The following is a 26,160-nucleotide window of genomic DNA, read 5'->3' as shown; positions in this document are numbered from 1 at the left end:
CCTCCTACCGGTCGAAGACCACGGTCACCGGCGCGTGGTCCGACCAGCGCTCGGCGTGCGTCGCGGCCCGCTCGACATAGGCCTTGCGCGCCTTGGCGGCCAGCCCCGGGGTCGACACCGCGAGGTCGATGCGCCATCCCGTGTCGTTGTCGAAGGCCCGCCCCCGGTACGACCACCACGAGTACGGCCCCTCGACGTCCGGGTGCAGCGACCGCACGACGTCGACGTAGCCGCCGTCCGTCGCGTCGAAGACCCGGCTCAGCCACTCCCGCTCCTCCGGCAGGAACCCGGAGTTCTTCTTGTTGCCCTTCCAGTTCTTGAGGTCGGCCTCCTGGTGGGCGATGTTCCAGTCGCCGCACACGAGGACCTCACGGCCCTCGGCGGCGGCCCGTCCCCGCAGCTCCTTCAGGTAGCCGAGGAACTCCCCCATGAACCGGATCTTCTCGTCCTGCCGCTCGGTCCCGACCTCGCCGGAGGGCAGGTAGAGGGAGGCGACGACGACGCCGGGCAGGTCGACCTCCACGTAGCGGCCACTGCCGTCGAACTCGGCCGAACCGAAACCGACCTGCACCCGCTCCGGCTCGCGCCGCGTGTAGAGCGAGACACCGGCCCGCCCCTTGGCGCCGGCCGGGGCGTGCACGACGTGCCAGCCCTCGGGCTCGCGCACCTCGTCGGGCAGCTGGTGGGGTTCCGCCCGCACCTCCTGGAGGCACAGGACGTCGGCGGAGGTCTCGGCGAGCCACTCCACGAAGCCCTTCTTCGCGGCGGCCCGCAGCCCGTTCACGTTCACAGAGGTCACAGTCAGCACCCGGCAACGGTACCGGCACACTGGAACGGTCGACCGCATCACAAACCAGGCGACACTCCCCCGGCATAGAGATACGATGAAACGCATGACCATTCAGTCCGCGCCCGCCACGGCGATCACCCTGCGCCCCGTCTCCTTCGGCCACCCCGACGCGATCGCCCTGAACGACCGGGTCCAGCTCGAGTACGCGGAGCGGTACGGGGACGAGGGCGACGTCACCCCCCTCGACCCGACGATGTTCGACGCGCCGCACGGCCTCTACCTGATCGCGTACGACGAGCACGGCACCCCGCTCGCGACGGGCGGCTGGCGCACCCAGGACGCGAACGAGGAGGCGTACGCGGACGGCGACGCCGAGCTCAAGCGCATGTACGTCACCCCCGAGGCGCGCGGCCTGGGCCTGGCCCGCCGGATCCTCGCGGCGCTGGAGGAGGACGCGAGGGCGGCGGGCCGGCTGCGCATGGTCCTGGAGACGGGCACCAAGCAGCCCGAGGCGATCGCCCTCTACACGTCGAGCGGCTACGAACCCTGCCCGAAGTTCGGCCACTACCGCTTCGACGAGCTGAGCCGCTGCTACGCGAAGCCGCTCCAGGACTGAGTCACAGCAGGTCGGGGCGCTGCCACTCGGCGCCGAGGACATGGTGGTCGAGGAAGCCCAGGAACGTCTCGTACCAGAGCCGGGCGTGATGGGGCTTCAGGACCCAGTGGTTCTCGTCCGGGAAGTACAGGTACCGCGCGGGGACTCCGTGCCGCTGGAGTTCCTGGAAGAGGGCGGCACCCTGCCCGACGGGCACGCGGTAGTCCTTCGCCCCGTGGATGATCAGCATCGGGGTGCGGATCCTCGCGACGTCCAGGTGCGGCGAGTCGGCCTCGTACCGGTCGGGGCGGGTCAGCGGGTCGCCGAAGATCCGCTGGAAGTACCAGGGGACATCGGTGTCGCCCTGGAACATCCGCAGGTCCCACAGCCCCGCGTGGCTCACGATCGCCTTGAACCGGTCGGTCCGCGTGGCGACCCGGTTGGCCATGTACCCGCCGTACGAGCCGCCCGCGAGCGCCGTGCGCCCGGCGTCGATGTCGTCCCGCGCCTCGGTGGCGTCGGCCAGCGCGATCACGTCCGTGTAGGGGCGTCCGCCCCACTGCCCCCAGCCCCGCTCGTGGTTGACCTGCCCGTAGCCGGTCGACAGGGCGGGATCGGGCAGCAGCACCGCATAGCCGCGGGCGGCGAACGGCCAGGGGCTCCACCGCCAGTTCCAGCCGTTCCAGGTGCCGTGCGGTCCGCCGTGGACGGCGACGAGCAGCGGCGCGGGCCGCTCGGCGGACGCGCCCTCGGGCAGCACGAGCCAGCCGCGCAGCGCGAACCCGTCGTCCGCCTCCGCGTGCACCTCGGTGAGCGTGCCCGGCAGCGCCCCGAGGTCGCCGGGCGCCGGCAGTTCGACGGGCGTCTGGTCGGCACGCCCGGCGTCGATGCGGACGGGCCTCGGCGGGGAGTCGACCGCGTTGCGCAGGGCGTAGAGCGTCCGCCCGTCGGGGGCCACGGACAGGGACCCGTACGCGCCCGACGCGGTGAGCCGTGTGACGCCGCCGTCGGGGTCGCGCCGGAAGACGGGCGCGTGGCCCTGCTCGTCGGCCGTGAAGAAGAGCGTGTCGTCGACCGGCGAACAGACCACGCCACCGGGCCAGTTGTCGAACCCGGGCAGCAGGTCCCGCACCGACCCGTCGGCCAGGTCGATCCGTACGAGGGTCGCGTCCCAGGGCACGTCGTACGTCGGGTAGCGCATCCGGCAGCACACGACGGCCGAGCCGTCCCGTGTGAACCGCGGCGCCTCGTAGAGGTGCTCGACGTCGGCGACGACCTGGATCTCGGCACCGCTCACCGCGTCGGCGACCACCACGGCGCTGCGGTTCTCGTCCGGGACCCGCCCGGGTACGAACCTGCGGTACGCGACCCGGGTGCCGTCCGGCGACAGCGCCGCGTCCCCCGGATCCTCCAGACCCACCCCCTGCCCGCCGACGTCGACCGGCTCCGCGTCGGCACCGGCCCGGACGAAGGTGTGCGGCTCCTCGGGGCCGAGGTCGTGGTCCCAGGCGCGGGTCGGCCCGCTCTCGTACAGGATCGCGGTGACCTTGGCGTCCTTGCGTGCCGTACGGAGCTTGCCGTGCGCCTCCGCGTCGGCGGCCCCGGGCAGCAGCCCGGCGGTGTGGCAGAGCGCGCCGGAGTCCCTGGCGACGGTGAACGCGGTGATCCCGCCGGGGTGCCCGGCCACGACGGCGGCCTCGCCGCGCGGGGGCAGCGCCCAGAGCGCGGTGCCCTCGTCCTCGTCGCCGTCGCTGTCCGCGGCCCGGCCGGACAGGAAGTACAGGGTGCCGTCCGGGCCGAACGCGGGCGCGGACTCCCCCTTGCCCGAGCGGGTCAGCCGCAGCGCGTCACGCTCTCCGGCCGGGTCGATCTCCCACAGGCCGGACACGTACCGCGTCCCGTCCTTCGACAGGCTCTGCACGGCGGCGACGAGCCGGCTGCCGTCGGCGGACAGGGCAAGGGAGTTGAGGCGAGGCCGGGCGACGAAGGCGGAAAGGTCGCGAAAGGTGGCTGTGCCACCGAAGGACTCAGACATGCGGGCGATTCTCGCGCGCCGTGGGCGCGGGGGCCACCGTCGAACGGGCCACCAACGCAGAGATCCCGCCCGATCTTTCGATCGGACGGGATCCCGTCTGCCGTCCACGAGTTGAATCGCGTTCGGCGTTGCAGTGGACCTGTGGGGATTTGAACCCCAGACCCCCTCGATGCGAACGAGGTGCGCTACCAGACTGCGCCACAGGCCCTCGGGCCGTTCGGCCCTTGCAACGAGTGAAACTCTAGCACCCCGATCCGGGTGCTTGGAAATCCGTTCCCGAGCTGGTCAGCCCGAGGCGGGGAGCCCTACTCGTTGGCGGCGCGCGGCCGGCCGTCGGCGCCGGCGCCGTTGTCGTACTGGTCGAAGAGGGGCGTGCGGCCGCGCTCGCGGGAGCGGCGTGCGGAGGCGGCGCGGCGGGCGTCGCTGCGGCCGCCGTCGGCCGTGGCCTGCTCGTCCTCCTGCGGCTGCGGCTCGGGGGCCGCCTGCTCGGCGGCGGAGGACCGGGCCGAACTCCAGGTCTCCGGGGCGCCGTAGTCGATGCCGCCACCGGCGCGCGGGGCGACGGGCGCGGTCACGTACGTGGGCAGCGGGACGGGCACCGGGTCCCAGCTGTCGCCGGGGCCCGGACGGCGCTGGCGCTCGCGCTGCTGGTCGACCCACTCCGCGTGATCGGTCTGCTCGACGAGCGCGCGCCGGTCGGCGGCGAGCGCTTCGAGCCCGGGGTCGGTGGCCGGCTCGGCGCCTGGTCCTTCCTCCGCGTTGTCGGCGTACTCGACCTCGGCGCGGTGGGTGGCCGGCTGGCGCCTGCGGGGCTGGCGCTCGCGCAGCCGCTGCGCGGCGATCTCGGCGCGGCGGCGGTCCATGACGTAGGCGAAGCGGCGTCGCTCCTGGGCGCGCAGATAGACGATGTACGCGCTGAGCAGGAGGGCGGGCGCGGCGGGCGCCCAGAGGAAGGAGACGCCGCCGACCCCGGCGACGACGGCGCCGATGGTGAAGGCGGCGAAGAGCAGCACGGTCGTACGGCGACGGCGGGCGAGCACCTTGGTCCGGCGGGCGCGTGCCAGCGCCTCGGCGGAGGCGGCGCTCGTGGGGCGCGGCTTGGGCGTCTGCCGGGGCGGGGCGACGGGCTCGGGCGCCGGTTCGCGCGCGGGCTCCCGCTCCGGCTCGCGCGGGGATTCGCGTACGGCTTCGCGTACGAGCTCCCGTGCGGGCTCCGGGTGACGGCGTTCGGTGGCCGGGGACGTGACGAAGGCCCGGACGTCCACCGCGTCGGTGATCGCGTCCGGGTCGGCCGGGTCGCCGCTCCGCTCGTCCGTCCCGGGCGTGCGCGCTTGCAGGTCCTTGGCGTATCGGCGCTCCATGCCCGCCCGACCGGAGAGGAGCCGGATGGCGGTGCTGAAGCGTTCCGTCGGACGGGCTTCGTTCAGCTCGTCCTGCCTACGGAGCCACATCGGCACCAAGTAGGCGGCCCAGGCCCCGACGATGACTGCGTAGATGAGGCCGCTGCTGCTCACGCCTCACACCGTAGAGGGGTTTGCGTGAGGCCATCCGCCAATTGGGCCGGTGTGTCGCACGATCTGGCTGATATTCCGAACTTTTTTTGTGACTGATGCGATCAACTGTCCGACCGGGACGGGAATTTAATGGCCCGTGCGGTCCCCGGCCGATCAATATCGAACATTTATTTTATTTCGAGGGAGCTCCGGGATCGGCCGCGCTCGGTGCGCCCGGACCTGCGGTGTTGCCGCGCCACCGGCGCCGCCAGCGCTTGAGGATGCCCTCCGGGACCTCCTCGGCGGTGAGCGCGAAGACGAGATGATCACGCCAGGCGCCGTCGATGTGGAGATACCGTGGACGCAGCCCCTCCTCGCGGAATCCGAGTTTCTCCACGACCCTGCGGCTCGGCCCGTTCTCCGGCCGAATGCAGACCTCGATGCGGTGCAGGCCCACGGTGCGGAAGCAGTGGTCGACGGCGAGCGCGACGGAGGTCGGCATCACTCCGCGCCCGGCGACCGACTGGTCGACCCAGTAGCCGACGTGCCCCGAGCACATCGACCCCCAGGTGATCCCGGCGACGGTCAACTGCCCGACCAAGCGCCCCTGGTACTCGATGACGAAGGGCAGCATCCGGCCCGCGTTGGCCTCCGCGCGGAGGTGGCGGACCATCTGGCGGTAGGTCGGTCGGTGCGTGATCGGGCCGCTCGGCGTGGGCGGCGGGATGGTCGCCTCCCAGGGGCGCAGCCAGTCGCGGTTGCGCCGGTTCACCTCGCGCCAGGCGTGCTGGTCGCGCAGCTTTATGGGGCGCAGGACGACATCGCCCTCCGCCAGGACGACGGGCCAGGACGGGCTGTTCAGTGGGCACCCCCGGCGTGGGCATCGGGTCTGGGGTGGTCGCCGCCGCGGAGCTGGTCGACGGCGTGGACCAGCAGGGGCTCCAGGACGGCGAGCCCGTCCTTCACGCCTCCGCTCGAACCCGGCAGGTTCACGATCAGTGTGCGCCCGGCGACCCCCGCGAGGCCACGGGAGAGCGCCGCGGTCGGCACCTTCTGCCGGCCGTACGCGCGGATCGCCTCGGGGATGCCGGGCACCTCGAAGTCGACGACGCGGGCCGTCGCCTCGGGGGTCCGGTCGGTCGGCGAGATGCCGGTGCCGCCGGTGGTGACGACGACGTCGTACGCCGCCTCGGCTGCGGCCCGCAGGGCGGCCTCGACCGGATCGCCGTCCGGCACGACCTGGGGGCCCTCCACCTGGAAGCCCATCGCTTCGAGTCCCGCGGCGACCAGGGGGCCGCCCTTGTCCTCGTAGACCCCGGCGGCGGCCCGGTTGGAGGCGGTGACGACGAGGGCGCGGTACGGCTCGGTCATGCGCCTGCTCCGCGGGTCCAGTGGCCGGACTTTCCCCCGGTCTTCTCCTCGACGCGGACGTCCGTGATGACCGCGCCCTTGTCCACCGCCTTGACCATGTCGACGACCGTGAGCGCGGCGACCGACACCGCGGTGAGGGCCTCCATCTCGACGCCCGTACGGTCCGTCGTCCTCACGGTGGCCAGGATCTCCACCGCGTCGTCGGCCACGGACAGGTCGAGCTTCACGCCCGACACCGCGAGCGGATGGCACAGCGGGATCAGGTCGGGCGTGCGCTTGGCGCCCATGATCCCGGCGATGCGCGCCGTCGCGAGGGCGTCGCCCTTCGGGACGCCCTCGCCCCGCAGCAGCTCCACCACCCGGGGCGAGACGAGGACGCGGCCGCTGGCGCGGGCGGTGCGCGCGGTGACGTCCTTCTCCGACACGTCGACCATGCGGGCGGCGCCCGCCTCGTCGATGTGCGTGAGTCGGTCCTGAGAAGTGCTCATGGTGCTGTGGCGCTCCCGATCCGAGCCGTGCGCGGTGCGGCGCGCCGGACAGTTGTGCGCGACACGGTATCGCGAGCCTCGGACAGCGGGATCGGCAGTGGGGGCCGCGGCCGGATCGGTGGCGGTTCGGGTCAGCCCAGCAGGACGACGTCCACCTCGGTGCCGGGCTCAACCGACGTCACGTCCTCGGGGACGACGATCAGCGCGTCCGCGTGGGCGAGGGCCGCGATGAGGTGCGAGCCGGAGCCGCCGACGGGGGCGACCGCGCCGGTCTTCTCGTCGTACGCGCCGCGCAGGAACTGACGGCGGCCCGCGGGCGAGGTGAGCGCCTTGTCGGTGGTGAGGGACGCGCGCCGGACGGGGCGGTGCACCGCGTCGGCGGGCAGGCCCATGAGCGTGCGGATCGCGGGGCGCACGAAGAGCTCGAAGGAGACGTACGAGGAGACGGGGTTGCCCGGCAGGGCGAGCAGCGGGGTGTGGTCGGGGCCGACGGAGCCGAAGCCCTGCGGCTTGCCGGGCTGCATGGCGAGCTTGCGGAACTCGACGCCGCTGCCCGCGCCGATGCCGTCCTCCTCGTCGGGGTCGCCGATGGTGGAGAGGGCTTCCTTGACCACGTCGTAGGCGCCGACGCTGACGCCGCCGGTCGTGACGACGAGGTCGGCGCGGATCAGCTGGTCCTCGATGGTGGAGCGCAGCGTCTCCGCGTCGTCGGCGACCGCGCCGACCCGGTAGGCGAGGGCTCCGGCGTCCCGGGCGGCGGCGGTGAGGGCGAAGCTGTTGGAGTCGTAGATCTGGCCGGATCCCAACGACTCGCCGGGCTGGACGAGTTCGCTGCCGGTGGAGACGACGACCACGCGCGGGCGGGGGCGGACGCGGACGGTGCCGCGGCCGATGGCGGCGAGCAGCGCGATCTGCGGCGGGCCGAGGACGGTGCCGGTGGTCAGGGCGCGGTCGCCGGCCCGGACGTCGCTGCCCTGCGCGCGGACGTGCGCGCGTGCCTCGGCGGGGCGGTGGACGCGGACCTCGCCCGACGCTCCCTCAGGGGCCGCGCTGTGGGCGGTCATCGAGGTGACCGGTCCCGCGCCGAGTCCTCCGTCGGTCCACTCCACGGGGACGACGGCCTCGGCGCCGGGCGGCAGCGGGGCGCCGGTCATGATGCGCACGGCCTGGCCGGGGCCGACGGCGGGCTGCTCGGCCTGGCCCGCCGCGACGTCGCCGACGACGGTGAGCACGGCGGGGAACTCCTCGCTCGCGCCCGCTACATCGGCGACGCGCACCGCGTAGCCGTCCATCGAGCTGTTGTCGAAGGGGGGCAGCGAGACCGGCACCGTCACGTCCTCGACGAGCACACAGCCCTGGGCGTCGAGGAGTTGCAGCTCGATGGGTTCGAGCGGGTGGACGGTGCTGAGGATGTCCTCAAGGTGCTCGTCCACCGACCAGAGGGGCCGGCCTTCGGTGGACGACGTGGACGGCGTGGTCGCGCTGCTCAAGGTGCTACATCTCCTCGGTGACGTAACTGCGAAGCCAGGTCCGGAAGTCCGGGCCCAGGTCCTCACGTTCGCACGCGAGTCTGACAATGGCACGCAGATAGTCGCCGCGGTCGCCGGTGTCATAGCGGCGGCCCTTGAAGACGACGCCGTGCACCGGGCCGCCGACCTTCTCGTCCGCGGCGAGCTGCTGGAGCGCGTCGGTGAGCTGGATCTCACCGCCGCGGCCCGGCTCGGTCTTGCGCAGTATGTCGAAGACGTGGGGGTCCAGGACGTAGCGGCCGATGATCGCGTAGTTCGACGGGGCGTCGGCCGGGTCCGGCTTCTCGACGAGGTCGGTGACCTTGACGACGTCGCTGTCGTCGGTGGTCTGCACCGCCGCGCATCCGTAGAGGTGGATCTGCGAGGGCTCGACCTCCATGAGCGCGACGACGCTGCCGCCGTGCCGCTCCTGGACCTCGACCATGCGCGCGAGCAGCGGGTCGCGCGGGTCGATCAGGTCGTCGCCGAGCAGGACCGCGAAGGGCTCGTCGCCCACGTGCGGGGCGGCGCACAGGACCGCGTGGCCCAGGCCCTTGGGGTCGCCCTGGCGGACGTAGTGCATGGTCGCGAGGTCGCTGGACTCCTGGACCTTCGCGAGCCGGTCGGCGTCGCCCTTCTTCTGAAGGGCCGACTCCAGCTCGTAGTTGCGGTCGAAGTGGTCTTCCAGCGGGCGCTTGTTGCGTCCCGTGATCATTAGTACGTCGTCGAGACCCGCGGAGGCGGCCTCTTCGACCACGTACTGGATCGCCGGCTTGTCGACGACCGGAAGCATCTCCTTGGGAGTCGCCTTCGTGGCCGGCAGGAACCGGGTGCCGAGGCCTGCGGCCGGAATGACAGCCTTGGTGATCCTGGTGTGCGAGTCAGTCATGCCCGTCACCTTATCCGGCGGCTATGGGCGGAATCTGTGGGTCCGCTTTGATCGCACATATATGTACGCACAAGAGAGGTTTGTGAGCCAGCCATGAGCCCGCACACAAGCGACCCGCACCACGCACACCCTGACAAGCGCACGTTGCGACGAGAGTTCCTCGCGGTGAGGAACACGTTGCTACACGATGACGTGCGGGCGACGGAAAAGGTTGTGGCGGAGCGGGCACTGGATCTTGCCGAGTTCGCGGACGCACGCACGGTCGCCGCGTACGTCTCTGTAGGCGGCGAGCCGGGAACGGGCGCCCTCCTGGACACCCTCCGCGCGCGCGGGACCCGGGTACTGCTGCCGGTGCTGCTGCCCGACAACGACCTCGACTGGGGGGCGTACGAGGGCGCAGCCTCGCTCGTCCGCGTGCAACACCCGGGGAAGATGGCCCTGTTGGAGCCCGGTGGACGGCGGCTCGGGCCCGACGCCGTCCTGGAGGCGGACGTCGTGCTGCTGCCGGGGCTCGCCGTGGACGCGCGCGGGATGCGGCTCGGCCGGGGCGGAGGCTCGTACGACAGAGTGCTGGCCCGCCTGGAGGCGGCCGGCGCGCACCCGGCCCGGGTGGTGCTGCTGTACGACAGCGAAGTCGTCGCGCACCTGCCGGAGGAGGCGCACGACAAGCCGGTGGACGCGGTCGTGACGCCGTCGGGCGTACGGCGCTTCGGATAGCCCAGAGGGCCCCACGCGCGCGTGGGGCCCCTCTGCGGTACTGCGCTGCGGTACTCCGCTACGGCTTCAGCTCCAGCGTGTCCGACGTGCTGTCGTCGACGGCCTTCTTACTGAAGTGCCACGACAGCAGCTCGCCGTTGACCCACTTGTCGGTCTGGTCCGTGTAGTGGGAGCTGTAGGTGTGGCCCGAGGCGCCGGTCAGGTTGATCCACTTGGACTTGTCGAGGTCCGCCAGGTTGACCACCATGCGCATCGACGGGACCCAGTCCACGCCGTAGCCGCCCGCCGCGTTCCAGCCGGTCGCGTTGACGGCCGCCTCGCCGCCGCCGAGCTTCCAGGGACCGCGGTTGAGGATGTACTGGAGCCAGCCGGGACCCTCGGTGCCGAGGGTCTGGTTCTTCAGCTCCAGCTTGTGCAGCCGACCCCAGGACCAGGTGTCGATGTCCTTGCCGAGCTTGGCGGTGAGGTCCCAGCGGGCGTCGTCCATGGCCCGCGCGAACAGCTGGTCGCGCGTGGTCGTGGCCTTGTCCGTGCGGGTCTTCGGCGCCTGCCACCAGGCGTTGTCCTCGTCGTCGATGATGTTGCGGACGACCTCGAACCAGCGGTCGCCGCCGTCCGGCTGCGCCGAGTGCGCGTCCCGCTCGCCGCACTCGCGCACCTTGCGGTCCTCGTCGGCGGGGCCGGTGTTGTCCACCGGCTCGACGTACAGGCACTGACCCTCGACGCGCAGCTCCTTGGGGAGCTTGTTGCCGAAGGCGAGCTTCAGGATGTTGCGCCACACGGAGTTGAAGTACGCGGCCGCGGCCGAGTCCGGGTTCTGCGTGTAGTCCCAGTTCTCCAGGAGCTGCTGCGCCTCACGGACGTACGAGTCCTTGGCGTCGATCTTCAGCAGCTTGGGCACGAGCAGCTTGGCGATCTCGCTGCTGTTGTCCATCTGCATGGTGCGCATGTCGTCGGTGGAGATCTTGCCGCCACCGTCGATCTTCGACTTGATCAGATCGGTGATGCGCTGGCTGCGGGTGCCGTAGCCCCAGTCCGTGGTGAGCGTGTACGGGTACTTGTCCTCGTCGATCACGGCCTGGTTGGCGGTGACGATGTAGCCGCGCTTCGGGTTGTACTCGTAGGGCAGTTCGGACGACTTGATGTAGCCGGTCCACTTGTACTTCGAGTCCCAGCCCGGCGACGGCAGCGAGCCGTCGCCCTCGCCGCGGATCGGGATGCGGCCGGGCAGCTGGTAGCCGATGTTGCCCTCGGTGTCGGCGTACGTGAGGTTCTGCGAGGGGACCTGGAAGTCCTCGGCGGCCTTGCGGAACTCGGTCCAGTTCTTCGCCTTGTCGATCTCGAAGACGGCGTCCATGGTCTTGCCGGGCGTCAGCGCGGTCCAGCGCAGCGCGACGCCGTAGCCGTCGCCGCGGTCGGGCGCCGTCGTGGTGCCTACAGGTGCCTTCTTGCCGACCTTGACGAGCTCGTCGTTGCGGTCGGACAGCAGCGGACCGTTGTTCGTCTCGCGGATCGTGATCGTCTTGTCGTCACCGCCGGCGACCTTGATGACTTCCTTGCGGGTCTTGAACGGCACCGTCTTGTCGTCGTACAGGTAACCGTCACCGCTGAACTTCTCCAGGTAGAGGTCCGTGACGTCGGCGCCGGAGTTCGTCAGGCCCCAGGAGATGTCCTGGTTGTGGCCGATGACGACGCCGGGCATGCCCGCGAAGGTGTAGCCCGTCACGTCGTACTGGCAGTCGCTGGAGACCGTCGTGCAGTGCAGGCCCATCTGGTACCAGACGGACGGCAGCTGCGGCGCCAGGTGCGGGTCGTTGGCGAGGAGCGGCTTGCTGGTGATGGTGTGGTCGCCGGAGACGACCCAGGAGTTGGAGCCGATGCCGTTTCCGTTGGGCCCGAGGCCCGCGGAGTCGGGGATCTGGTCCAGGACCTCGGCGAGGCCGCCGAGCTGGCTCTGAAGGCTGCTGGGGGCCTGTGCATCGCCCGTCAGGCCGGTGCCCGCCGCACCGCCGGTGCCCGACTGCGTCTGCGTGCTGCCCGAGGCCGAGGTGTCGTACGTCTTCGTGGCGCTGTTGTAGGCGCCCTCCTGCACGATCGCCTTGTTCCGGTCGTACGGGTAGTCCGGGTACAGGTCGGCGATCTGCTTCGGGCCGAGGCGGCTCGTCATCAGCGAGCGGTCGATCTCGTCCTGCATGTTGCCGCGCAGGTCCCAGGCCATCGCCTTCAGCCAGGCCACGGAGTCGACCGGAGTCCACTTCTGCGGCGTGTAGTCGTTCTCGAAGCCGAGCGCGACGTACTCGGCGGAGATCTCCTTGCCGCTCTTGCCCGCAAGGTAGGCGTTGACTCCCTTGGCGTACGCCTGGAGGTACTTCTTCGTCGCCGGCGAGAGCTTGGTGTCGTACTCCTGCTGCGCCACCCGGTGCCAGCCCAGGGTGCGCAGGAACTCATCGGTCTTGACCTGGCTCTTGCCGAACATCTCGGAGAGCCGCCCGGAGGTCGTATGGCGGCGCACGTCCATCTCGTAGAACCGGTCCTGCGCCTGCACATAGCCCTGCGCCATGAACAGGTCCTCGTCGGAGGACGCGTAGACCTGCGGGATCCCGTAGGAGTCCCGCTTGACCTGCACCTGGCCGTCGAGGCCGTCGATCCGCACGGAACCCGTGGTCTGCGGCAAGGAGGCGCGGACGCTGTCGACGCCCCAATAGGCGCCGTATCCGAGGCCCGCGACGACGGCAAGGACGAGGACGATCACGAGCAGTCGGGCTCTGCGCCCCTTCTTCTTACCGGGCTGGCTACCGGAAGAGGCGTTCGTAGTGGAGGGCATCGCGATCCTTGCTGTCCTTCGCAGACGACTCGGCGGGCTTGGAGGGCCCTCGTTCAAGAGAGGTGGTGGGCGACGGGCGGGAGGGCGAGAGCAACCATACGAGCAGTGCGGTGCGGCCCCGGACGCGGAGTCAGGAAGCGGCCCCCTACGGGGGTTGGCGAAATGGTCCGGCCGTCAAGAAAGCGTTAACCATTAGGTAAGGTAACGAAGTACCTCGGTGACGTACCTCGGTGAGGTACGTCCGCAACGCGGAAGGAACAGCCCCTGACTGTCCACCACCTCAACCAGCTCCTGCTCGTGAGCGCTCTTGTGCTGCTCATCGCGGTCGCCGCGGTGCGCGTCTCCTCGCGCAGCGGACTGCCCAGCCTGCTCCTGTACCTCGGCATCGGCGTCGCCATGGGCCAGGACGGCATCGGCAACGTCTCCTTCAGCAACGCCGAACTGACCCAGGTCATCGGGTACGCGGCCCTTGTCGTGATCCTGGCCGAGGGCGGTCTGGGCACGAAATGGAAGGAGATCAAACCCGCTCTGCCCGCGGCGGCCGCGCTGTCGCTGGTGGGTGTCGCGGTGAGCGTGGGCGTGACGGCGGCGGGTGCGCACTACTTGGTGGGCCTTGAATGGCGGCAGGCCCTCATCATCGGAGCGGTGGTGTCCTCCACGGACGCGGCGGCGGTCTTCTCCGTCCTGCGCAAGGTGCCGCTCCCGTCGCGCGTGACCGGCGTCCTGGAGGCGGAGTCCGGCTTCAACGACGCTCCGGTCGTCATCCTTGTCGTCGCGTTCTCCACGGCGGGCCCTGTGGACGCCTGGTACCTCCTCGTCGGCGAGATCGCCCTGGAGCTCGCCATCGGAGCCGCGATCGGGCTCGCGGTCGGCTGGCTCGGCTCCTTCGGGCTGCGGCACGTGGCACTGCCCGCCTCCGGCCTCTACCCGATCGCCGTGATGGCCATCGCCACCGTCGCCTACGCCGCGGGCGCCATGGCCCACGGCAGCGGGTTCCTCGCCGTCTACCTGGCCGCCATGGTCATGGGCAACGCGAAACTGCCGCACTGGCCCGCCACCCGCGGCTTCGCCGAAGGGCTCGGCTGGATCGCGCAGATCGGCATGTTCGTGCTGCTCGGCCTGCTCGTCACCCCGCACGACCTGGGCAACGACATCGTGCCCGCGCTGATCATCGGGCTCGTCCTGACGATGATCGCGCGCCCCCTGGAAGTCGTCATCAGCCTGGTGCCCTTCCGGATGCCGTGGCAGGAGAAGGCACTCATGTCGTGGGCGGGGCTGCGCGGCGCCGTGCCCATCATCCTGGCGACGATCCCGATGGTGACCGGCATCGAAGGCAGCCAGCGGATCTTCAATATCGTCTTCGTCCTGGTCGTCGTCTACACGCTCATCCAGGGCCCGACCCTGCCGTGGCTCGCCAGAAAGCTGCGCCTGGGCGGCCCCTCGGACGCCGCCGACCTCGGCATCGAGTCGGCGCCCCTGGAGCGGCTGCGCGGGCACCTGCTGTCCGTCTCCGTCCCGCAGGCCTCCCGTATGCACGGCGTGGAGGTCGGCGAGCTGCGGCTGCCCAAGGGCGCCGCCGTGACGCTCGTCGTCCGCGACGGGACGTCCTTCGTGCCCGGCCCCACGACCGTGCTGCGCCGCGGCGACGAACTCCTGGTCGTCGCCACCGACCCGGTGCGCGACGCCGCCGAGGCACGCCTGCGGGCCGTCGCCCTGGGCGGAAAGCTCGCCGGCTGGCTGGGCACGGGGAACGAAACCGCCCGTTAACATGGGTGGGTGCACCTGATTTCTCAGGTCCACCGATCCACTGACTCACCGATCCACTGATTCACCGTTTCACCGACTCTGCCTGACGTAGAGCCGGCGCGACCGCAAAGCGGCCGCGGTCCCCTTGCAGCACTTCTGCTTGGCCCAGGGCCTCTCCTGGCGCGGACCGTAGGTATCACTCGGTTCCCGGCGCATGAGGACGGCTCTCGGCGCGCTCCCCTCGACCAGGAGGCGGCGCGCTACCAGGCGGCAGAAAGGCGAGGGCCGTGCCAGACAAGGCCACGGTCACCGACACCCCCGGCGACAAGCGTCCCGGCTACGGGCAGCTCCTGCGCACCCGCGGGGCCTGGACGTTCCTGCTTCCCGGCTTCGCGGCGCGCCAGCCGTTCGCGATGCTGACCATCTCCATCGTGCTGCTCGTGCAGCACACCACGGGCTCCTACGGCACCGCCGGCGCGGTCTCCGCGGCGACCGGTGTCTCCATGGCGCTGTTCGCGCCCTACAGCGGCAAACTGGCCGACCGGTTCGGGCAGCGCGCCGTGCTGCTGCCGGGCGTCCTCGTGCACGCGGCCTCCGGGATCGCGCTGACCACGCTCGCGCTCTCCGGGGCACCTACCTGGACGCTGTTCGTCGCGGCCGTGCCGACGGGTGCCTCCACGCCCCAGATCGGGCCCATGGTGCGGGCGCGCTGGGGTGTGAAGCTCCAGGGTTCGCCGCTGATGCAGACCGCGGCCGCCTTCGAGTCGGTCACCGACGAGTTCACGTTCGTGCTCGGCCCGCTCTTCGCGACCGCGCTGTGCACCGGCGTCGACCCGGCCGCCGGTCTGATCACCGAGGCCGCGCTGACCCTCGTCGGCGGTCTGCTGTTCGCCGCGCAGAAGGGCACCCAGCCCTCGGTGCGCCCTGTCGACGGGCACGCGCGCGTGGAGCACGTCTCCGCGCTGCGGGTCCCCGGCGTACGGGTCCTGATCGTGACGTTCCTCGGCATCGGCTCGGTCTTCGGCGGCATGCAGGTCTCGCTGGCCGCGTACACCGAGGCGATCGGCGAGCCCGGCCTGAACGGCGTCCTGTACGGCGTCTTCGCCGCGGGCAACATGCTCTCGGGCATCGTCTGCGGCGCCATCGCCTGGAAGGTCGCCCCGCAGCGCCGCCTGCTCGTCGCCTACACGGCGCTGGCCCTGACCGCGTCGGGCCTGTGGGCGGCGCAGTCCGTGCCGCTGCTCGCCGGGCTCGGGCTGCTGGTCGGCGTGTGCATCGCGCCGGCCCTGATCACGGGCTACACGCTCGTCGAGTCGATCGTCCCCGCGCACTCCCGCACGGAGGCCTTCACGTGGCTCACCGGCGCGGTCGCGCTGGGCCAGGCGGCCGCCGTGACGGTGGCCGGACAGTTGGAGGACCGGTTCTGGGACGGCGCCGGATTCCTGGTGCCGATGGGCGGCACGGTGCTCGCCCTGGGAGTCATGTTCCTGATGCGTTCGCGGCTCGTTCCGCCCTCCCAGGGACGGACCGTGGCACGTGGCGTGGGTCACCGAGTGCCGGTGGCAGTGGACTGATCCCGTGGAATAGGCCACTATGGAGCGTCGTTAGCACTCATTGAGTGAGAGTGCCAGGAGGAAGACACAGTGCCGACTTACCAGTACCAGTGCACCGAGTGCGGCGAGGGCCTCGAGGCGGTGCAGAAGTTCACCGACGATGCCCTGACCGAGTGCCCGAACTGCGGTGGCCGCCTGAAGAAGGTGTTCTCGGCCGTCGGCATCGTGTTCAAGGGCTCCGGCTTCTACCGCAACGACAGCCGTGGTTCGTCGTCGAGCAGCAGCCCCGCTTCGACGCCGGCCGCCAAGTCGTCCTCGGACGCCAAGCCTTCCACCTCGTCGACCTCGTCGTCGTCGGACTCGAAGTCCTCGAGCTCGTCGACCTCGTCGTCCTCGACGTCGTCCTCCAGCTCCTCGTCCGCCGCATAGGCGCGAGCTGCCACGAGAGTCTTACGAGACCCTGTCGTCCCCGGACGACAGGGTCTTCGGCGTTCTCGCCTTGACTACTGTGTCGACCATGGCGACGAACACGAACACACGTCCTGACGCCGAGATCGGCGTGATCGGCGGCTCCGGTTTCTACTCGTTCCTCGACGACGTGACCGAGGTCCAGGTGGAGACCCCCTACGGGCCGCCGAGCGACTCGCTCTTCCTGGGCGAGGTCGCGGGGCGCCGGGTCGCCTTCCTGCCGCGGCACGGCCGCGGCCACCACCTGCCGCCGCACCGCATCAACTACCGCGCGAATCTGTGGGCGCTGCGGTCGGTGGGTGTACGCCAGGTCCTCGGGCCGTGCGCCGTGGGCGGGCTGCGGCCCGAGTACGGGCCGGGGACGCTGTTGGTCCCCGACCAGTTCGTCGACCGGACGAAGGCGCGGGCGCAGACCTACTTCGACGGGCATCCGCTGCCGGACGGTTCCGTGCCGAACGTCGTGCACGTCTCGCCCGCCGACCCGTACTGCCCGGTGGGGCGCAAGGTCGCGGTGGCGGCGGCGCGCGGCAAGGACTGGGAGCCGGTGGACGGCGGGACGCTCGTCGTCGTCGAGGGCCCGCGCTTCTCGACCCGCGCCGAGTCGCGGTGGCACCAGTCCATGGGCTGGTCGGTGGTCGGTATGACCGGGCACCCGGAGGCGATGCTCGCCCGTGAACTGGAGCTCTGCTACACGTCGTTGACCCTGGTCACGGACCTGGACGCGGGCGCGGAGAGCGGGGAGGGAGTCTCGCACGAGGAGGTCCTGAAGGTGTTCGCGGCGAACGTGGACCGGCTGCGGACGGTGCTGTTCGACGCGGTCGCGGGGCTGCCGGCGAGCGGCGAGCGGGACTGCCTGTGCGCGGGGGCGCTCGGCGGGATGGACCCGGGGATCCGGCTGCCCTGACGCGGGCTGCCGCGACGCGGCTGGGCAGGGGGCTCAAAGATCGGCTGAGCAGGGGGCTCAAAGGGGGGAGCTGCCCCTTCGGGTGAGGGAGTTGTCCACAACCGCTCGGTAGTACACGGGGCTCAGCACGATCGTGCGCGGAGGCGGATCGTGGTCGACGAGACGGGCGCGCTGCCCGGCTCGACCGATCGCAGGTCCCCTCCGAACCGCAGGCGGTGACGGCCATGCCCTCCTCCCCCTCCCCTTTCCCCTTCCCCTCACCCTCGCCCACCTCTTCCCCCTCTTCTCCCCCCTCTCCCCCCTCTCCCCCGGACCGGCTCAGCACGCCTCCGACGTCCGAGGTGCCGCCCTTCGCTCCCGTACGCGTGCGGGGCGGGCGTCTGCGGTCCGCGGGCCGGGGCGGTCGGCACCGGGGCCGGCCGACCGTGGCCGCCGGGCTCGCCCTGACCGCGGCGGCGCTGGTCGCCGCCGTTCCCTCGCCCGGCGCGGGGCATGGACACGGACACGAGCGGGCACCGGCCCCACCGGGGCAGCGGGCGCGCGGGCCCGCCGTGACGGTGTCGGCGCCGGTGCGGATCGCGGACGCGGGAGCGGTGCGGCTGCTGCGCCCCGGTGACCGGGTCGACGTGGTGGCGGGCCGGACCGACGGAAAGCCCGGGGCGCGGGTGCTCGCGTCGGGGGCGCGGGTCGCGTCCGTACCGAAGCGGGCGGCGGCCGCAGAGGGGCTTGGTGAGACCTTTGACGGGGGCGGCGAAACCCCGGACCTGGGCGGGGCGTTGGTGGTCCTGAGGGTGGAGCGCCGGACGGCCGCGCGCCTCGCGGGTGCGGGGGCCACGTCCAGGCTGGCGGTGACGCTGTGGTGACGTACGGCGCGTCAAGTCCCTCGTTCGAGTTACCTAATTGGACAGGTCTGACCCGAACTGTCGTAAGTTGCGGGGGCGTTTGCTCTGCAACCTGGACATGTGAAGAGAGGCCTTCTGGTGAGCGAGAAGAGTCAGCCGAGTCTGTGGGAGGGCTTCAAGGCCTTCCTGATGCGCGGCAATGTGATCGACCTGGCGGTCGCGGTGGTCATCGGCGCCGCGTTCACGAACATCGTGAACGCGGTGGTCAAGGGGGTCATCAACCCGCTGGTCGGCGCCCTCGGCACCAAGGACCTCGAGAGCTACAGCTCCTGCCTCAAGGGCCCGTGCGAGACGAACGACGCGGGCGATGTCGTCAGCGGCGTGCCGATCATGTGGGGCTCGGTGCTGAGCGCGATCCTCAGCTTCGTGATCACCGCGGCGGTCGTGTACTTCCTGATGGTGTTGCCGATGGCGAAGTACCTCGCCAAGAAGGCGGCCAGGGAGGCGGCGAAGGAAGGCGTCCAGGAGACGCTGGAGATCTCCGAGCTGGAGGTCCTCAAGGAGATCCGCGACGCGCTCGTGGCGCAGCGCGGCTCGGGTCACACCGAGTCGTAGCCGCGCTCTCCGCGGCGCTTCACAGGTGGTGGGGCGGCTTCTCGTCGAGGAAGCGGGCCAGGTCGGCGGCGCTGTTGTCACTCGCCGCCGGGCGGTCGCCCCAGCCACGGTCGCTGTCGTCCGCGGACTGCGCCGTCAGCGGGTCGTCGAAGATCAGCGCGGCCTTGGGGTCACGCGCTCGCGGCTCCCCGGGTTCCGGGTCAGGGGCGGTACTCATGCGTCCAGAGTACGTCGCCGGGCGGTCAGACGGCCTTGAGGCCGTGGGCCTCGAAGATCGACTTGGCGGTGGCGACCTGCTCGGGGGTGGGCGAGGGGGTGTCGTGCAGCGTGAAGGTCTTGCCGAGCGCCTGCCACTTCGCCTCGCCGAGCTTGTGGAAGGGCAGGACGTCGACCCGCGAGACGTTGCCCAGGGAGCCGGCGAAGGCGGCGACGCCCTCGATGTTGGCGGGGTCGTCGGTCAGGCCGGGGACGAGCACGAAGCGCACCCACACGTCCTTGCCGAGGTCGGCGAGGCGGTGCGCGAAGTCCAGCGTGGGCTGGAGCGGGCGTCCGGTGACCTTCTTGTAGGTGGCGCGGTCCCAGGACTTGATGTCGAGCAGGACCAGGTCGGCGTCGCGCAGCAGGGCGTCGGTGGCGCGCACCCCGAGGAAGCCCGAGGTGTCCAGCGCGGTGTGCAGGCCCAGCTCGTGCTTGAAGCGGTGCAGCAGTTCACCGGTGAAGACGGGCTGGAGGAGCGGTTCGCCGCCGCTGATGGTGGCGCCGCCGCCCGCGGCCTCGATGAACCGGGTGTACTTGGCCGCCTCCGCGACGATGTCGTCGGCCGAGGTCCGCTTGCCGTTGCGCATCCGCCAGGTGTCGGGGTTGTGGCAGTACAGGCAGGTGAGGGGGCAGCCCGAGAGGAACGTCACGAACCGTGTGCCCGGCCCGTCGACGCCGGTCGACAGGTCCCAGGAGTGCACCGAGCCCTCGGTGGGGCGGTGCGTCGCGGCGGCGGCCGGGGTGGCGGCGTCGTTCGCTGCGAGGTTCTGGGTGAGCATGACGGTCATGACGTTCCTCCTCGTGTCCTTCGGGCTGTCTCGGTCAGGAGGACCGGCTCACAGGGAGCCGTGGAAGGTGCGGTTGATGACGTCCAGCTGCTGCTCGCGCGTCAGACGGACGAAGTTCACCGCGTAGCCGGAGACCCTGATGGTCAACTGCCGGTAGTTCTCCGGGTGTTCCATGGCGTCCTCGAGGGTCGCCTTGTTCAGGACGTTCACGTTCATGTGGAAGCCGTCGCTGGCCATGAAGCCGTCGAGCACGCCGGAGAGGTTGCCGACGCGCTCCTCGGGGGTGCGGCCCAGCGCGTCCGGAGTGATCGTGTTGGTCAGCGAGATGCCGTCCTCGGCGTCGTCGTAGGGCAGCTTCGCGACCGACAGGGCGGAGGCGATGTAGCCGTGCTCGTCGCGCCCGTTCATCGGGTTGGCGCCGGGGGCGAAGGGGGCACCGGAGCGGCGGCCGTCCGGGGTGTTGCCGGTCTTCTTGCCGTAGACGACGTTCGAGGTGATGGTCAGCACCGACTGGGTGTGGACCGCGTCGCGGTACGTGGGGTGCTTGCGGACCTTCTCCATGAAGCCGTGCACGATCGACCTGGCGATGTCGTCGGCGCGGTCGTCGTTGTTGCCGTAGGCCGGGTAGTCGCCGTCGATCTCGTAGTCGACGGCCAGGCCGGTCTCGTCGCGGACGACCTTGACCTTCGCGTGCTTGATGGCCGAGAGGGAGTCGGCGGCCACCGACAGACCCGCGATGCCGCAGGCCATGGTGCGCAGGATGTCCCGGTCGTGCAGGGCCATCTCGATGCGCTCGTAGGCGTACTTGTCGTGCATGTAGTGGATGACGTTGAGCGCGTGGACGTACGTCTTGGCCAGCCAGTCGAGCATCGCGTCGTAGCGTGCGGCGACGGTCTCGTAGTCGAGGATGTCGCCCTCGATGGGCTCGAAGCCCTCGACGACCTGCTTGCCGGTCTTCTCGTCGCGGCCGCCGTTGATCGCGTAGAGGAGCGCCTTGGCGACGTTGACGCGGGCGCCGAAGAACTGCATCTGCTTGCCGACGGCCATCGCGGAGACGCAGCAGGCGATGGCGGTGTCGTCGCCGTACTTGGGGCGCATCAGCTCGTCGGACTCGAACTGGATGGCCGAGGTGTCGATGGCGACCTGGGAGGCGAAGTCCTTGAAGCCCTTGGGGAGATCGCGCGACCAGAAGACCGTGAGGTTCGGCTCGGGGGCCGGGCCGAGGTTGTAGAGGGTCTGGAGGGCGCGGAAGGTGGTGCGCGAGACGAGCGGGCGGCCGTCCTCGCCGATGCCGGCCATCGACCAGGTGACCCACGTCGGGTCGCCGGAGTAGAGGTCGTTGTACTCGGGGGTGCGCAGGAAGCGGACGATGCGGAGCTTGATGACGAAGTCGTCGATGAACTCCTGGGCCTCGGACTCGGTGATGCGGCCGGCCTCGATGTCGCGCTGGAGGTAGATGTCGAGGAAGTTGTCGATGCGGCCGATCGACATGGCCGCGCCGTTCTGCTCCTTCACGGCGGCGAGGTAGGCGAAGTACAGCCACTGGACGGCCTCGCGGCCGGTGGTGGCCGGGGCGGAGATGTCGTAGCCGTACGACAGGGCCATCGCCTTGAGCTCGTTCAGGGCCTTGATCTGCTCGGAGATCTCCTCGCGGTCCCTGATGACGTGCTCGGTGGGCCACTCGGCGGCCAGCGCGTCCTTGTCGGCCTGCTTGGCGGCGATCAGGTGGTCGACGCCGTAGAGGGCGACGCGGCGGTAGTCGCCGATGATGCGGCCGCGGCCGTAGGCGTCGGGCAGGCCGGTGATGATGCCGGAGGAGCGGCAGGCGCGGATCTCGGGGGTGTACGCGTCGAAGACGCCCTCGTTGTGGGTCTTGCGCAGGTGGGTGTAGATCTCGCGGACCTCGGGGTCGGCCTCGTAGCCGTAGGCGTTGAGGGCGCCCTCGACCATCCGCCAGCCGCCGTTCGGCATGATCGCGCGCTTGAGCGCGGCGTCCGTCTGGAGGCCGACGATGAGGTCCTTGTGGTCCTTGGCGTCACCGTCGATGTAGCCGGGCCTGAACGCGTCGATGCGGGACGGGGTCTTCACGTCCACGTCGTGGATGCCGCGCTCGATCTCCGTCGGGAACATCGAGAGGAGCTTGTCCCAGACGGCGGTGGTGCGCTCGGTCGGTCCGGCGAGGAAGGAGCCGTCGCCCTCGTAGGGCGTGTAGTTCTGCTGCACGAAGTCGCGGACGTCGATGGCGTCGCGCCACAGGCCTCCCTTGAAGCCGTTCCAGGCCTGGCCGTGCGTCGTCTTCTCCGCGGGCGTGGCAGTCATCTGCGGCACCTTCCCCATCTCTTCGAGCGGTTCGCTGCGTTCTTTGCTGCGTATTCATTGGACTCCCGTGAGGGCGGTCCGGCGGGCCGCAATGGTCCTGAGTTCAGGACCAAAGGACCCACTTTCACGCCGCCCTCGCCGGGCATTTCCCAGGTGACCTGGGGTTTTCTGCGGGACTTTCGACCCAAGTTCGCTTGTGAACGTATTCACAAGAAAGGGCTGCGAACGTCAGCTCGGGGACTCGGCGTTCTTGCGGGCGTAGAACCACCAGCAGACGACGACGCACGTCGCGTAGAAGCCGACGAAGCACCACAGGGCGCTGGTGACCGCGAAGTTGGCGAACATCGCCGGGATGAAGAAGAAGCCGTAGGCCGCGATCGCCGACGTGAAGCCGGTGACGGCACCGGACTCCATCTCCGCCTGCTTCAGCGCCTTCGTGTACGCGGGCGTGCCTTCGGTGAGGCCCTTCAGGTGCTGGCTGCGGAAGATCACGGGGATCTGGCGGAACGTGGAGCCGTTGCCGATGCCGCTGAAGAAGAACGCCAGGTAGAAGCAGGCGAGGAAGCCCCAGAAGTTGCCGCCGGCCCCGTTCGAGGGCATGAAGGCGATGACGCCGATGATCGAGGCGGCCATGCCGACGAACGAGAGGATCGTGACGCGGGCGCCGCCGAGCTTGTCGGCGATCCAGCCGCCGCCCCAGCGGGCGAGCGCGCCGATGGCCGGGCCGATCCAGGCGTATGTGGCGGCCGTGTAGGCGGCGTCGATCGGGGTCCAGGTGGTCTTGATCAGCATCGGCAGAGCGGCGGCGAAGCCGATGAAGGAGCCGAAGGTACCGACGTACAGCCAGGTCATCAGCCAGTTGTGCTTGCGCTTGAAGATGACCTTCTGCTGCTTGAAGGGGGTGGAGGCGACCTTGAGGTCGTTCTGGCCGAACCAGGCGACGGCGGCCAGGATCACCAGGACGGGCACCCAGATGAACGCGGCGTTCTGAAGGTAGACGGGGGTGCCGTCGGCCTTGTGCTGGGCGGAGCCGAGCGCGATGACCGAGCTGGTGATGACGATCGGGGTGAGCAGCTGGACGACGGAGACGCCGAGGTTGCCGAGGCCGCCGTTGATGCCGGTCGCGTTGCCCTTCTCGCGCTTGGGGAAGAAGAAGCCGATGTTCGCCAGCGAGGACGCGAAGTTGGCGCCGCCGAAGCCGCAGAGCGCGGCGATGGCGACCATCACGGCGTACGGGGTGCTGGTGTCCTGGACGGCGAAGCCGAGCCAGATCAGCGGGATCACCAGGACCAGCGTCGACAGCGCGGTGAAGCGGCGCTGTCCGATGCGCGGGCCGAGGAAGGTGTAGAAGATCCGGGCCGTGCCGCCGGTCAGACCCGGGACGGCGGTCAGCCAGAACAGCTGCGAGGTGCTGAAGCTGAAGCCGACGTCGGCGAGGTTCGTCGCGGTGACGCTCCACACCTGCCACACCACGAAGGCGACCAGGAGGGCGGGGACGGCGATCCACAGGTTGCGGGCGGCGACGCGCTTGCCGACCGACTTCCAGAAGAGCTCGTTCTCGGGCTCCCAGTCGGAGATGGTGCGACCCGGCCGGTACTGCTGGGGGTCGTAGGAACGGGTGACGTCGTCGACCGCGGCGGCGTCCCTGACGGCAGGACTCATGACGTGTTCCTGGTGGTGAGGAGGGTTTCCCTGGCCTCTCCAGATTCGCGCCGGGCTAAAAGGGGCGTAAGAGGACTTGGTCGCCCCGGGGGCGCGCCGAAGGGTCCCGATCCGGGGAGACCAAAGTCCCTGCGGGCGGCTCCCGTTGGGCGTCCGGCGGGTCGCGAGCCGGACGGGCGGGCCGCCCCGGCCTCGCCCGCACCGCCCGGGAGAGCACCGGCCGGTGGACGCGTGCCGGTTCGCCCGCCGTGGGCCGATCTGCTGTCCTGTGCGCATGACCTCCACGCCAGACACGCCCCACCCGCCCGGCGGACCCGGCTCGCCCGGCGCTCCTGCGGTTGCTCACCACCGCTCCCCCGTGCGCCGCATGGTCGAGCGCGGGCGCGACGAGGAGCATCGGGTCGCGTCGCCGCTGGAGCTCTTCTTCGACCTGTGTTTCGTCGTCGCCGTGGCGCAGGGCGGGGTGCAGTTGGTGCACGCCGTCGCCGAGGGGCACGCGGGCAGTGGGGTGATCGACTACGCGCGGATCTTCTTCGCGGTGTGGTGGGCGTGGATGAACTTCACGTGGTTCGCCTCCGCGTACGACAACGACGACGCGCTCTACCGAGTCGTCACGCTCGTGCAGATCGCGGGCGTGCTCGTCCTGGCGGCCGGGATCACGCAGGCCTTCGAGCACGACAACTTCACGGTCGTCTGGCTCGGTTACCTGATCATGCGGGTCGCGATGGCGGCGCACTGGCTGCGGGCCGCGGCGGCCTCCAGCGGCGCCGAGCGCAGGGTCGCGCTGCGGTACGCGGGCGGAGTGCTGGCGTGCCAGGTCGGCTGGCTGGCCCTGATGCTCGTGCCGACGGGCGCCGCGCAGAACTGGGTGTTCCTGGCGATGGCGGTCCTGGAGATGTGCGTTCCGGTGTACGCGGAGCGGGACCGGCAGACGTCCTGGCACGCGCACCACATCGCCGAGCGCTACGGCCTGTTCACGATCATCGTGCTCGGCGAGTCGATCGCCGCGGCGACGGTCGCGGTGAAGTCGGGCATCGAGGAGAACGACGCGCTGGGCGAGCTGCTGCCGATCGCGGCGGGCGGCCTGCTGATCGTGTTCGCGGCCTGGTGGATCTACTTCGCGGTGCCGATCCACGACCGGTTGCAGGACAACCGGCAGGCGTTCGTGTGGGGATACGGCCACTACTTCATCTTCGCGTCGGCGGCGGCGATCGGCGCGGGCATCGAGGTCGCCGTCGAGCAGTCGGTCGGCGAGGCCCACCTCTCGACGACGGCGGCGTCGGCGGCCGTGACGGTGCCGACGGCGGTGTTCCTGCTGATGGTGTGGGCGCTGCACGCGCGGTTCTTCAAGGCGGGCGTGGCGCAGCAGCTGACGTTGCCGGTGTGCGCGGTGCTGGTGCTCGCGACCACGTTCGCCGGGCACTGGGCGGTGCTCACGGCGGGGATCGTGATGGCGCTCGCGGTGGTGACCGGGGTGACGCTCTCCGCGCGTGAGGTGCGGGGGGCGCGGACGGCTTAGCGCTCCTGGTACGCGGGGCGCGGGCGGCTTAGCTCCACTGGTGTGGGCGGCATAGCTCCATCGGTGCGGGCGGCGCGGACGGCTTAGTTCCACCGGTGTGGGCGGCATAGCTCCATCGGTGCGGGCGGTGCGGACGGCTCAGCGCCCCTGGTGGAGGCCGCGCGGACGCGTAGTCCCCTGGTACGGGCGGCGCGGACGCCGTAGCCCCCGGGTGCGGGTCAACTGCCGTGGTACGCATGGGCCATGACAGCGACCTCCCCGCACCGCAACGACGCCCTCACCGACGTGGCCGGCCTGCGCGTCGGTCACGCCACCCGCACCGGCGACGGTCGGCTGACCGGCACCACGGTGGTGCTCGCCCCGCCGGGCGGCATCGTCACCGCCGTCGACGTGCGCGGCGGCGGCCCCGGCACCCGGGAGACCGACGCGCTCGATCCGCGCAATCTGGTGCAGCGCGTCGAGGCGGTCGTATTGACGGGCGGCAGCGCGTACGGGCTCGACGCGGCGTCGGGCGTGATGGCGTGGCTGGAGGAGCAGGGCCGGGGCGTCCCGGTGGGCGGCCCCGGGCAGGTCGTCCCGGTGGTGCCCGCGGCCTGCGTCTTCGACCTCGGCAGGGGCGGCGACTGGCGGGCCCGCCCCGACGCGTCGACGGGCCGCGCCGCGGTCGAGGCCGCGGCGGCGACCGGCCTGGGCGCCCCCGTCCAGGAGGGCAACACGGGCGCGGGCACCGGCGCCCTCGTAGGCCCCTGCGCGGCGGCATCGGCACCGCGTCCACC

General features: G+C 70.9%; 22 protein-coding genes, 1 tRNA gene and 1 pseudogene. 10 read left to right on the top strand and 14 right to left on the bottom strand.

The features are described 5' to 3' along the window. Positions 1-4: 4 nt before the first annotated feature. Positions 5-829, bottom strand: a complete 825-nt coding sequence (xth, locus tag V2W30_RS22990; RefSeq protein ID WP_338699299.1) for an exodeoxyribonuclease III — start codon at positions 827-829, stop codon at positions 5-7. Between the two features lie 64 nt (positions 830-893). On the opposite strand from xth, the gene V2W30_RS22985 reads away from it, so the two are divergent. Next, the gene (locus tag V2W30_RS22985; protein WP_338699297.1) at positions 894-1,406 is read left to right on the top strand and encodes a GNAT family N-acetyltransferase; all 513 of its coding nucleotides are present in this window, start codon (positions 894-896) and stop codon (positions 1,404-1,406) included. A gap of 1 nt (position 1,407) precedes the next feature. On the opposite strand, the gene V2W30_RS22980 is transcribed toward V2W30_RS22985, so the two are convergent. The 8 genes from V2W30_RS22980 to galU all read right to left on the bottom strand — a co-directional run bounded on the left by V2W30_RS22980 (position 1,408) and on the right by galU (position 9,169). Then, a complete protein-coding gene (locus V2W30_RS22980) occupies positions 1,408-3,420 on the bottom strand; it encodes a S9 family peptidase (protein ID WP_338699295.1) in 2,013 nt (670 codons plus the stop codon). Positions 3,421-3,554: 134 nt separating this feature from the next. Beyond that, positions 3,555-3,628: transfer RNA gene (locus V2W30_RS22975), tRNA-Ala, on the bottom strand. 97 nt (positions 3,629-3,725) lie between these two features. Next, entirely contained in the window at positions 3,726-4,934 is a 1,209-nt protein-coding gene (gene glpR, locus V2W30_RS22970; protein ID WP_338699293.1) for a gephyrin-like molybdotransferase receptor GlpR, read from the bottom strand. 172 nt (positions 4,935-5,106) lie between these two features. Beyond that, entirely contained in the window at positions 5,107-5,775 is a 669-nt protein-coding gene (locus tag V2W30_RS22965) for a GNAT family protein (RefSeq protein WP_338703729.1), read from the bottom strand. Further along, positions 5,772-6,284: a MogA/MoaB family molybdenum cofactor biosynthesis protein gene (locus V2W30_RS22960; RefSeq protein ID WP_338699291.1), complete on the bottom strand. Its 513-nt coding sequence runs from the start codon at positions 6,282-6,284 to the stop codon at positions 5,772-5,774. Before V2W30_RS22960 ends, V2W30_RS22965 begins: the two co-directional genes overlap by 4 nt. Next, on the bottom strand, positions 6,281-6,772 hold the full coding sequence (gene moaC, locus V2W30_RS22955; protein WP_338699289.1) for a cyclic pyranopterin monophosphate synthase MoaC: 492 nt from the start codon (positions 6,770-6,772) through the stop codon (positions 6,281-6,283). Before moaC ends, V2W30_RS22960 begins: the two co-directional genes overlap by 4 nt. A 131-nt stretch (positions 6,773-6,903) precedes the next feature. Then, a complete protein-coding gene (glp, locus tag V2W30_RS22950) occupies positions 6,904-8,262 on the bottom strand; it encodes a gephyrin-like molybdotransferase Glp (protein ID WP_338699288.1) in 1,359 nt (452 codons plus the stop codon). 4 nt (positions 8,263-8,266) lie between these two features. Beyond that, positions 8,267-9,169: a UTP--glucose-1-phosphate uridylyltransferase GalU gene (galU, locus tag V2W30_RS22945; RefSeq protein WP_338699286.1), complete on the bottom strand. Its 903-nt coding sequence runs from the start codon at positions 9,167-9,169 to the stop codon at positions 8,267-8,269. 93 nt (positions 9,170-9,262) lie between these two features. Between galU and V2W30_RS22940 the strand changes: the two genes are divergently transcribed. After that, on the top strand, positions 9,263-9,886 hold the full coding sequence (locus tag V2W30_RS22940; RefSeq protein WP_338699284.1) for a 5-formyltetrahydrofolate cyclo-ligase: 624 nt from the start codon (positions 9,263-9,265) through the stop codon (positions 9,884-9,886). Between the two features lie 58 nt (positions 9,887-9,944). On the opposite strand, the gene V2W30_RS22935 is transcribed toward V2W30_RS22940, so the two are convergent. Then, on the bottom strand, positions 9,945-12,710 hold the full coding sequence (locus V2W30_RS22935) for a penicillin acylase family protein (RefSeq protein WP_338699282.1): 2,766 nt from the start codon (positions 12,708-12,710) through the stop codon (positions 9,945-9,947). Between the two features lie 297 nt (positions 12,711-13,007). On the opposite strand from V2W30_RS22935, the gene V2W30_RS22930 reads away from it, so the two are divergent. From V2W30_RS22930 to mscL, 6 genes are all read left to right on the top strand, one after another. Next, positions 13,008-14,477 (top strand): potassium/proton antiporter, encoded by a 1,470-nt coding sequence (locus V2W30_RS22930; protein ID WP_338699280.1) that lies wholly within the window; start codon positions 13,008-13,010, stop codon positions 14,475-14,477. 266 nt (positions 14,478-14,743) lie between these two features. Further along, a complete protein-coding gene (locus V2W30_RS22925) occupies positions 14,744-16,030 on the top strand; it encodes an MFS transporter (RefSeq protein ID WP_338699278.1) in 1,287 nt (428 codons plus the stop codon). Between the two features lie 69 nt (positions 16,031-16,099). After that, complete coding sequence (locus tag V2W30_RS22920; RefSeq protein WP_338699275.1) at positions 16,100-16,438, top strand: FmdB family zinc ribbon protein; 339 nt, start codon at positions 16,100-16,102, stop codon at positions 16,436-16,438. An 88-nt stretch (positions 16,439-16,526) separates the two neighbouring features. After that, complete coding sequence (locus V2W30_RS22915; protein WP_338699273.1) at positions 16,527-17,381, top strand: S-methyl-5'-thioadenosine phosphorylase; 855 nt, start codon at positions 16,527-16,529, stop codon at positions 17,379-17,381. Positions 17,382-17,806: 425 nt separating this feature from the next. After that, complete coding sequence (locus V2W30_RS22910) at positions 17,807-18,244, top strand: RcpC/CpaB family pilus assembly protein (protein ID WP_338699271.1); 438 nt, start codon at positions 17,807-17,809, stop codon at positions 18,242-18,244. Between the two features lie 114 nt (positions 18,245-18,358). Next, the gene (mscL, locus tag V2W30_RS22905; RefSeq protein WP_338703728.1) at positions 18,359-18,838 is read left to right on the top strand and encodes a large conductance mechanosensitive channel protein MscL; all 480 of its coding nucleotides are present in this window, start codon (positions 18,359-18,361) and stop codon (positions 18,836-18,838) included. A 19-nt stretch (positions 18,839-18,857) separates the two neighbouring features. On the opposite strand, the gene V2W30_RS22900 is transcribed toward mscL, so the two are convergent. From V2W30_RS22900 to V2W30_RS22885, 4 genes are all read right to left on the bottom strand, one after another. Beyond that, entirely contained in the window at positions 18,858-19,055 is a 198-nt protein-coding gene (locus V2W30_RS22900) for a hypothetical protein (RefSeq protein ID WP_338699269.1), read from the bottom strand. Between the two features lie 25 nt (positions 19,056-19,080). Further along, a complete protein-coding gene (gene pflA / locus V2W30_RS22895; RefSeq protein ID WP_338699267.1) occupies positions 19,081-19,884 on the bottom strand; it encodes a pyruvate formate-lyase-activating protein in 804 nt (267 codons plus the stop codon). Positions 19,885-19,932: 48 nt separating this feature from the next. Further along, the gene (gene pflB / locus V2W30_RS22890) at positions 19,933-22,203 is read right to left on the bottom strand and encodes a formate C-acetyltransferase (RefSeq protein WP_338699265.1); all 2,271 of its coding nucleotides are present in this window, start codon (positions 22,201-22,203) and stop codon (positions 19,933-19,935) included. A 228-nt stretch (positions 22,204-22,431) separates the two neighbouring features. Next, positions 22,432-23,865: a NarK family nitrate/nitrite MFS transporter gene (locus V2W30_RS22885; RefSeq protein ID WP_338699264.1), complete on the bottom strand. Its 1,434-nt coding sequence runs from the start codon at positions 23,863-23,865 to the stop codon at positions 22,432-22,434. A 274-nt stretch (positions 23,866-24,139) separates the two neighbouring features. Between V2W30_RS22885 and V2W30_RS22880 the strand changes: the two genes are divergently transcribed. Together V2W30_RS22880 and V2W30_RS22875 are read left to right on the top strand one after the other, a co-directional pair. After that, a complete protein-coding gene (locus V2W30_RS22880) occupies positions 24,140-25,384 on the top strand; it encodes a low temperature requirement protein A (RefSeq protein WP_425244585.1) in 1,245 nt (414 codons plus the stop codon). Positions 25,385-25,627: 243 nt separating this feature from the next. After that, positions 25,628-26,157: pseudogene (locus tag V2W30_RS22875) on the top strand (P1 family peptidase); the annotation flags it as partial. Positions 26,158-26,160: the final 3 nt, after the last annotated feature.

Source organism: Streptomyces sp. Q6 (assembly GCF_036967205.1).
Classification (GTDB): Bacteria; Actinomycetota; Actinomycetes; order Streptomycetales; family Streptomycetaceae; genus Streptomyces; species Streptomyces citrinus.
The sequence above is the reverse complement of the archived record's forward strand: the minus strand, read 5'-3'. Positions and strand labels throughout refer to the sequence as shown.

Coding starts and splice junctions, on each gene's coding strand:
- V2W30_RS22960 (WP_338699291.1), bottom strand. CDS start 6,284: ATGACCGAGCCGTACCGCGCCCTCGTCGTCACCGCCTCCAACCGGGCC.
- galU (WP_338699286.1), bottom strand. CDS start 9,169: ATGACTGACTCGCACACCAGGATCACCAAGGCTGTCATTCCGGCCGCA.
- moaC (WP_338699289.1), bottom strand. CDS start 6,772: ATGAGCACTTCTCAGGACCGACTCACGCACATCGACGAGGCGGGCGCC.
- V2W30_RS22880 (WP_425244585.1), top strand. CDS start 24,140: ATGACCTCCACGCCAGACACGCCCCACCCGCCCGGCGGACCCGGCTCG.
- V2W30_RS22940 (WP_338699284.1), top strand. CDS start 9,263: ATGAGCCCGCACACAAGCGACCCGCACCACGCACACCCTGACAAGCGC.
- pflB (WP_338699265.1), bottom strand. CDS start 22,203: ATGACTGCCACGCCCGCGGAGAAGACGACGCACGGCCAGGCCTGGAAC.
- V2W30_RS22935 (WP_338699282.1), bottom strand. CDS start 12,710: ATGCCCTCCACTACGAACGCCTCTTCCGGTAGCCAGCCCGGTAAGAAG.
- V2W30_RS22985 (WP_338699297.1), top strand. CDS start 894: ATGACCATTCAGTCCGCGCCCGCCACGGCGATCACCCTGCGCCCCGTC.
- V2W30_RS22915 (WP_338699273.1), top strand. CDS start 16,527: ATGGCGACGAACACGAACACACGTCCTGACGCCGAGATCGGCGTGATC.
- V2W30_RS22885 (WP_338699264.1), bottom strand. CDS start 23,865: ATGAGTCCTGCCGTCAGGGACGCCGCCGCGGTCGACGACGTCACCCGT.
- V2W30_RS22980 (WP_338699295.1), bottom strand. CDS start 3,420: ATGTCTGAGTCCTTCGGTGGCACAGCCACCTTTCGCGACCTTTCCGCC.
- V2W30_RS22900 (WP_338699269.1), bottom strand. CDS start 19,055: ATGAGTACCGCCCCTGACCCGGAACCCGGGGAGCCGCGAGCGCGTGAC.
- pflA (WP_338699267.1), bottom strand. CDS start 19,884: ATGACCGTCATGCTCACCCAGAACCTCGCAGCGAACGACGCCGCCACC.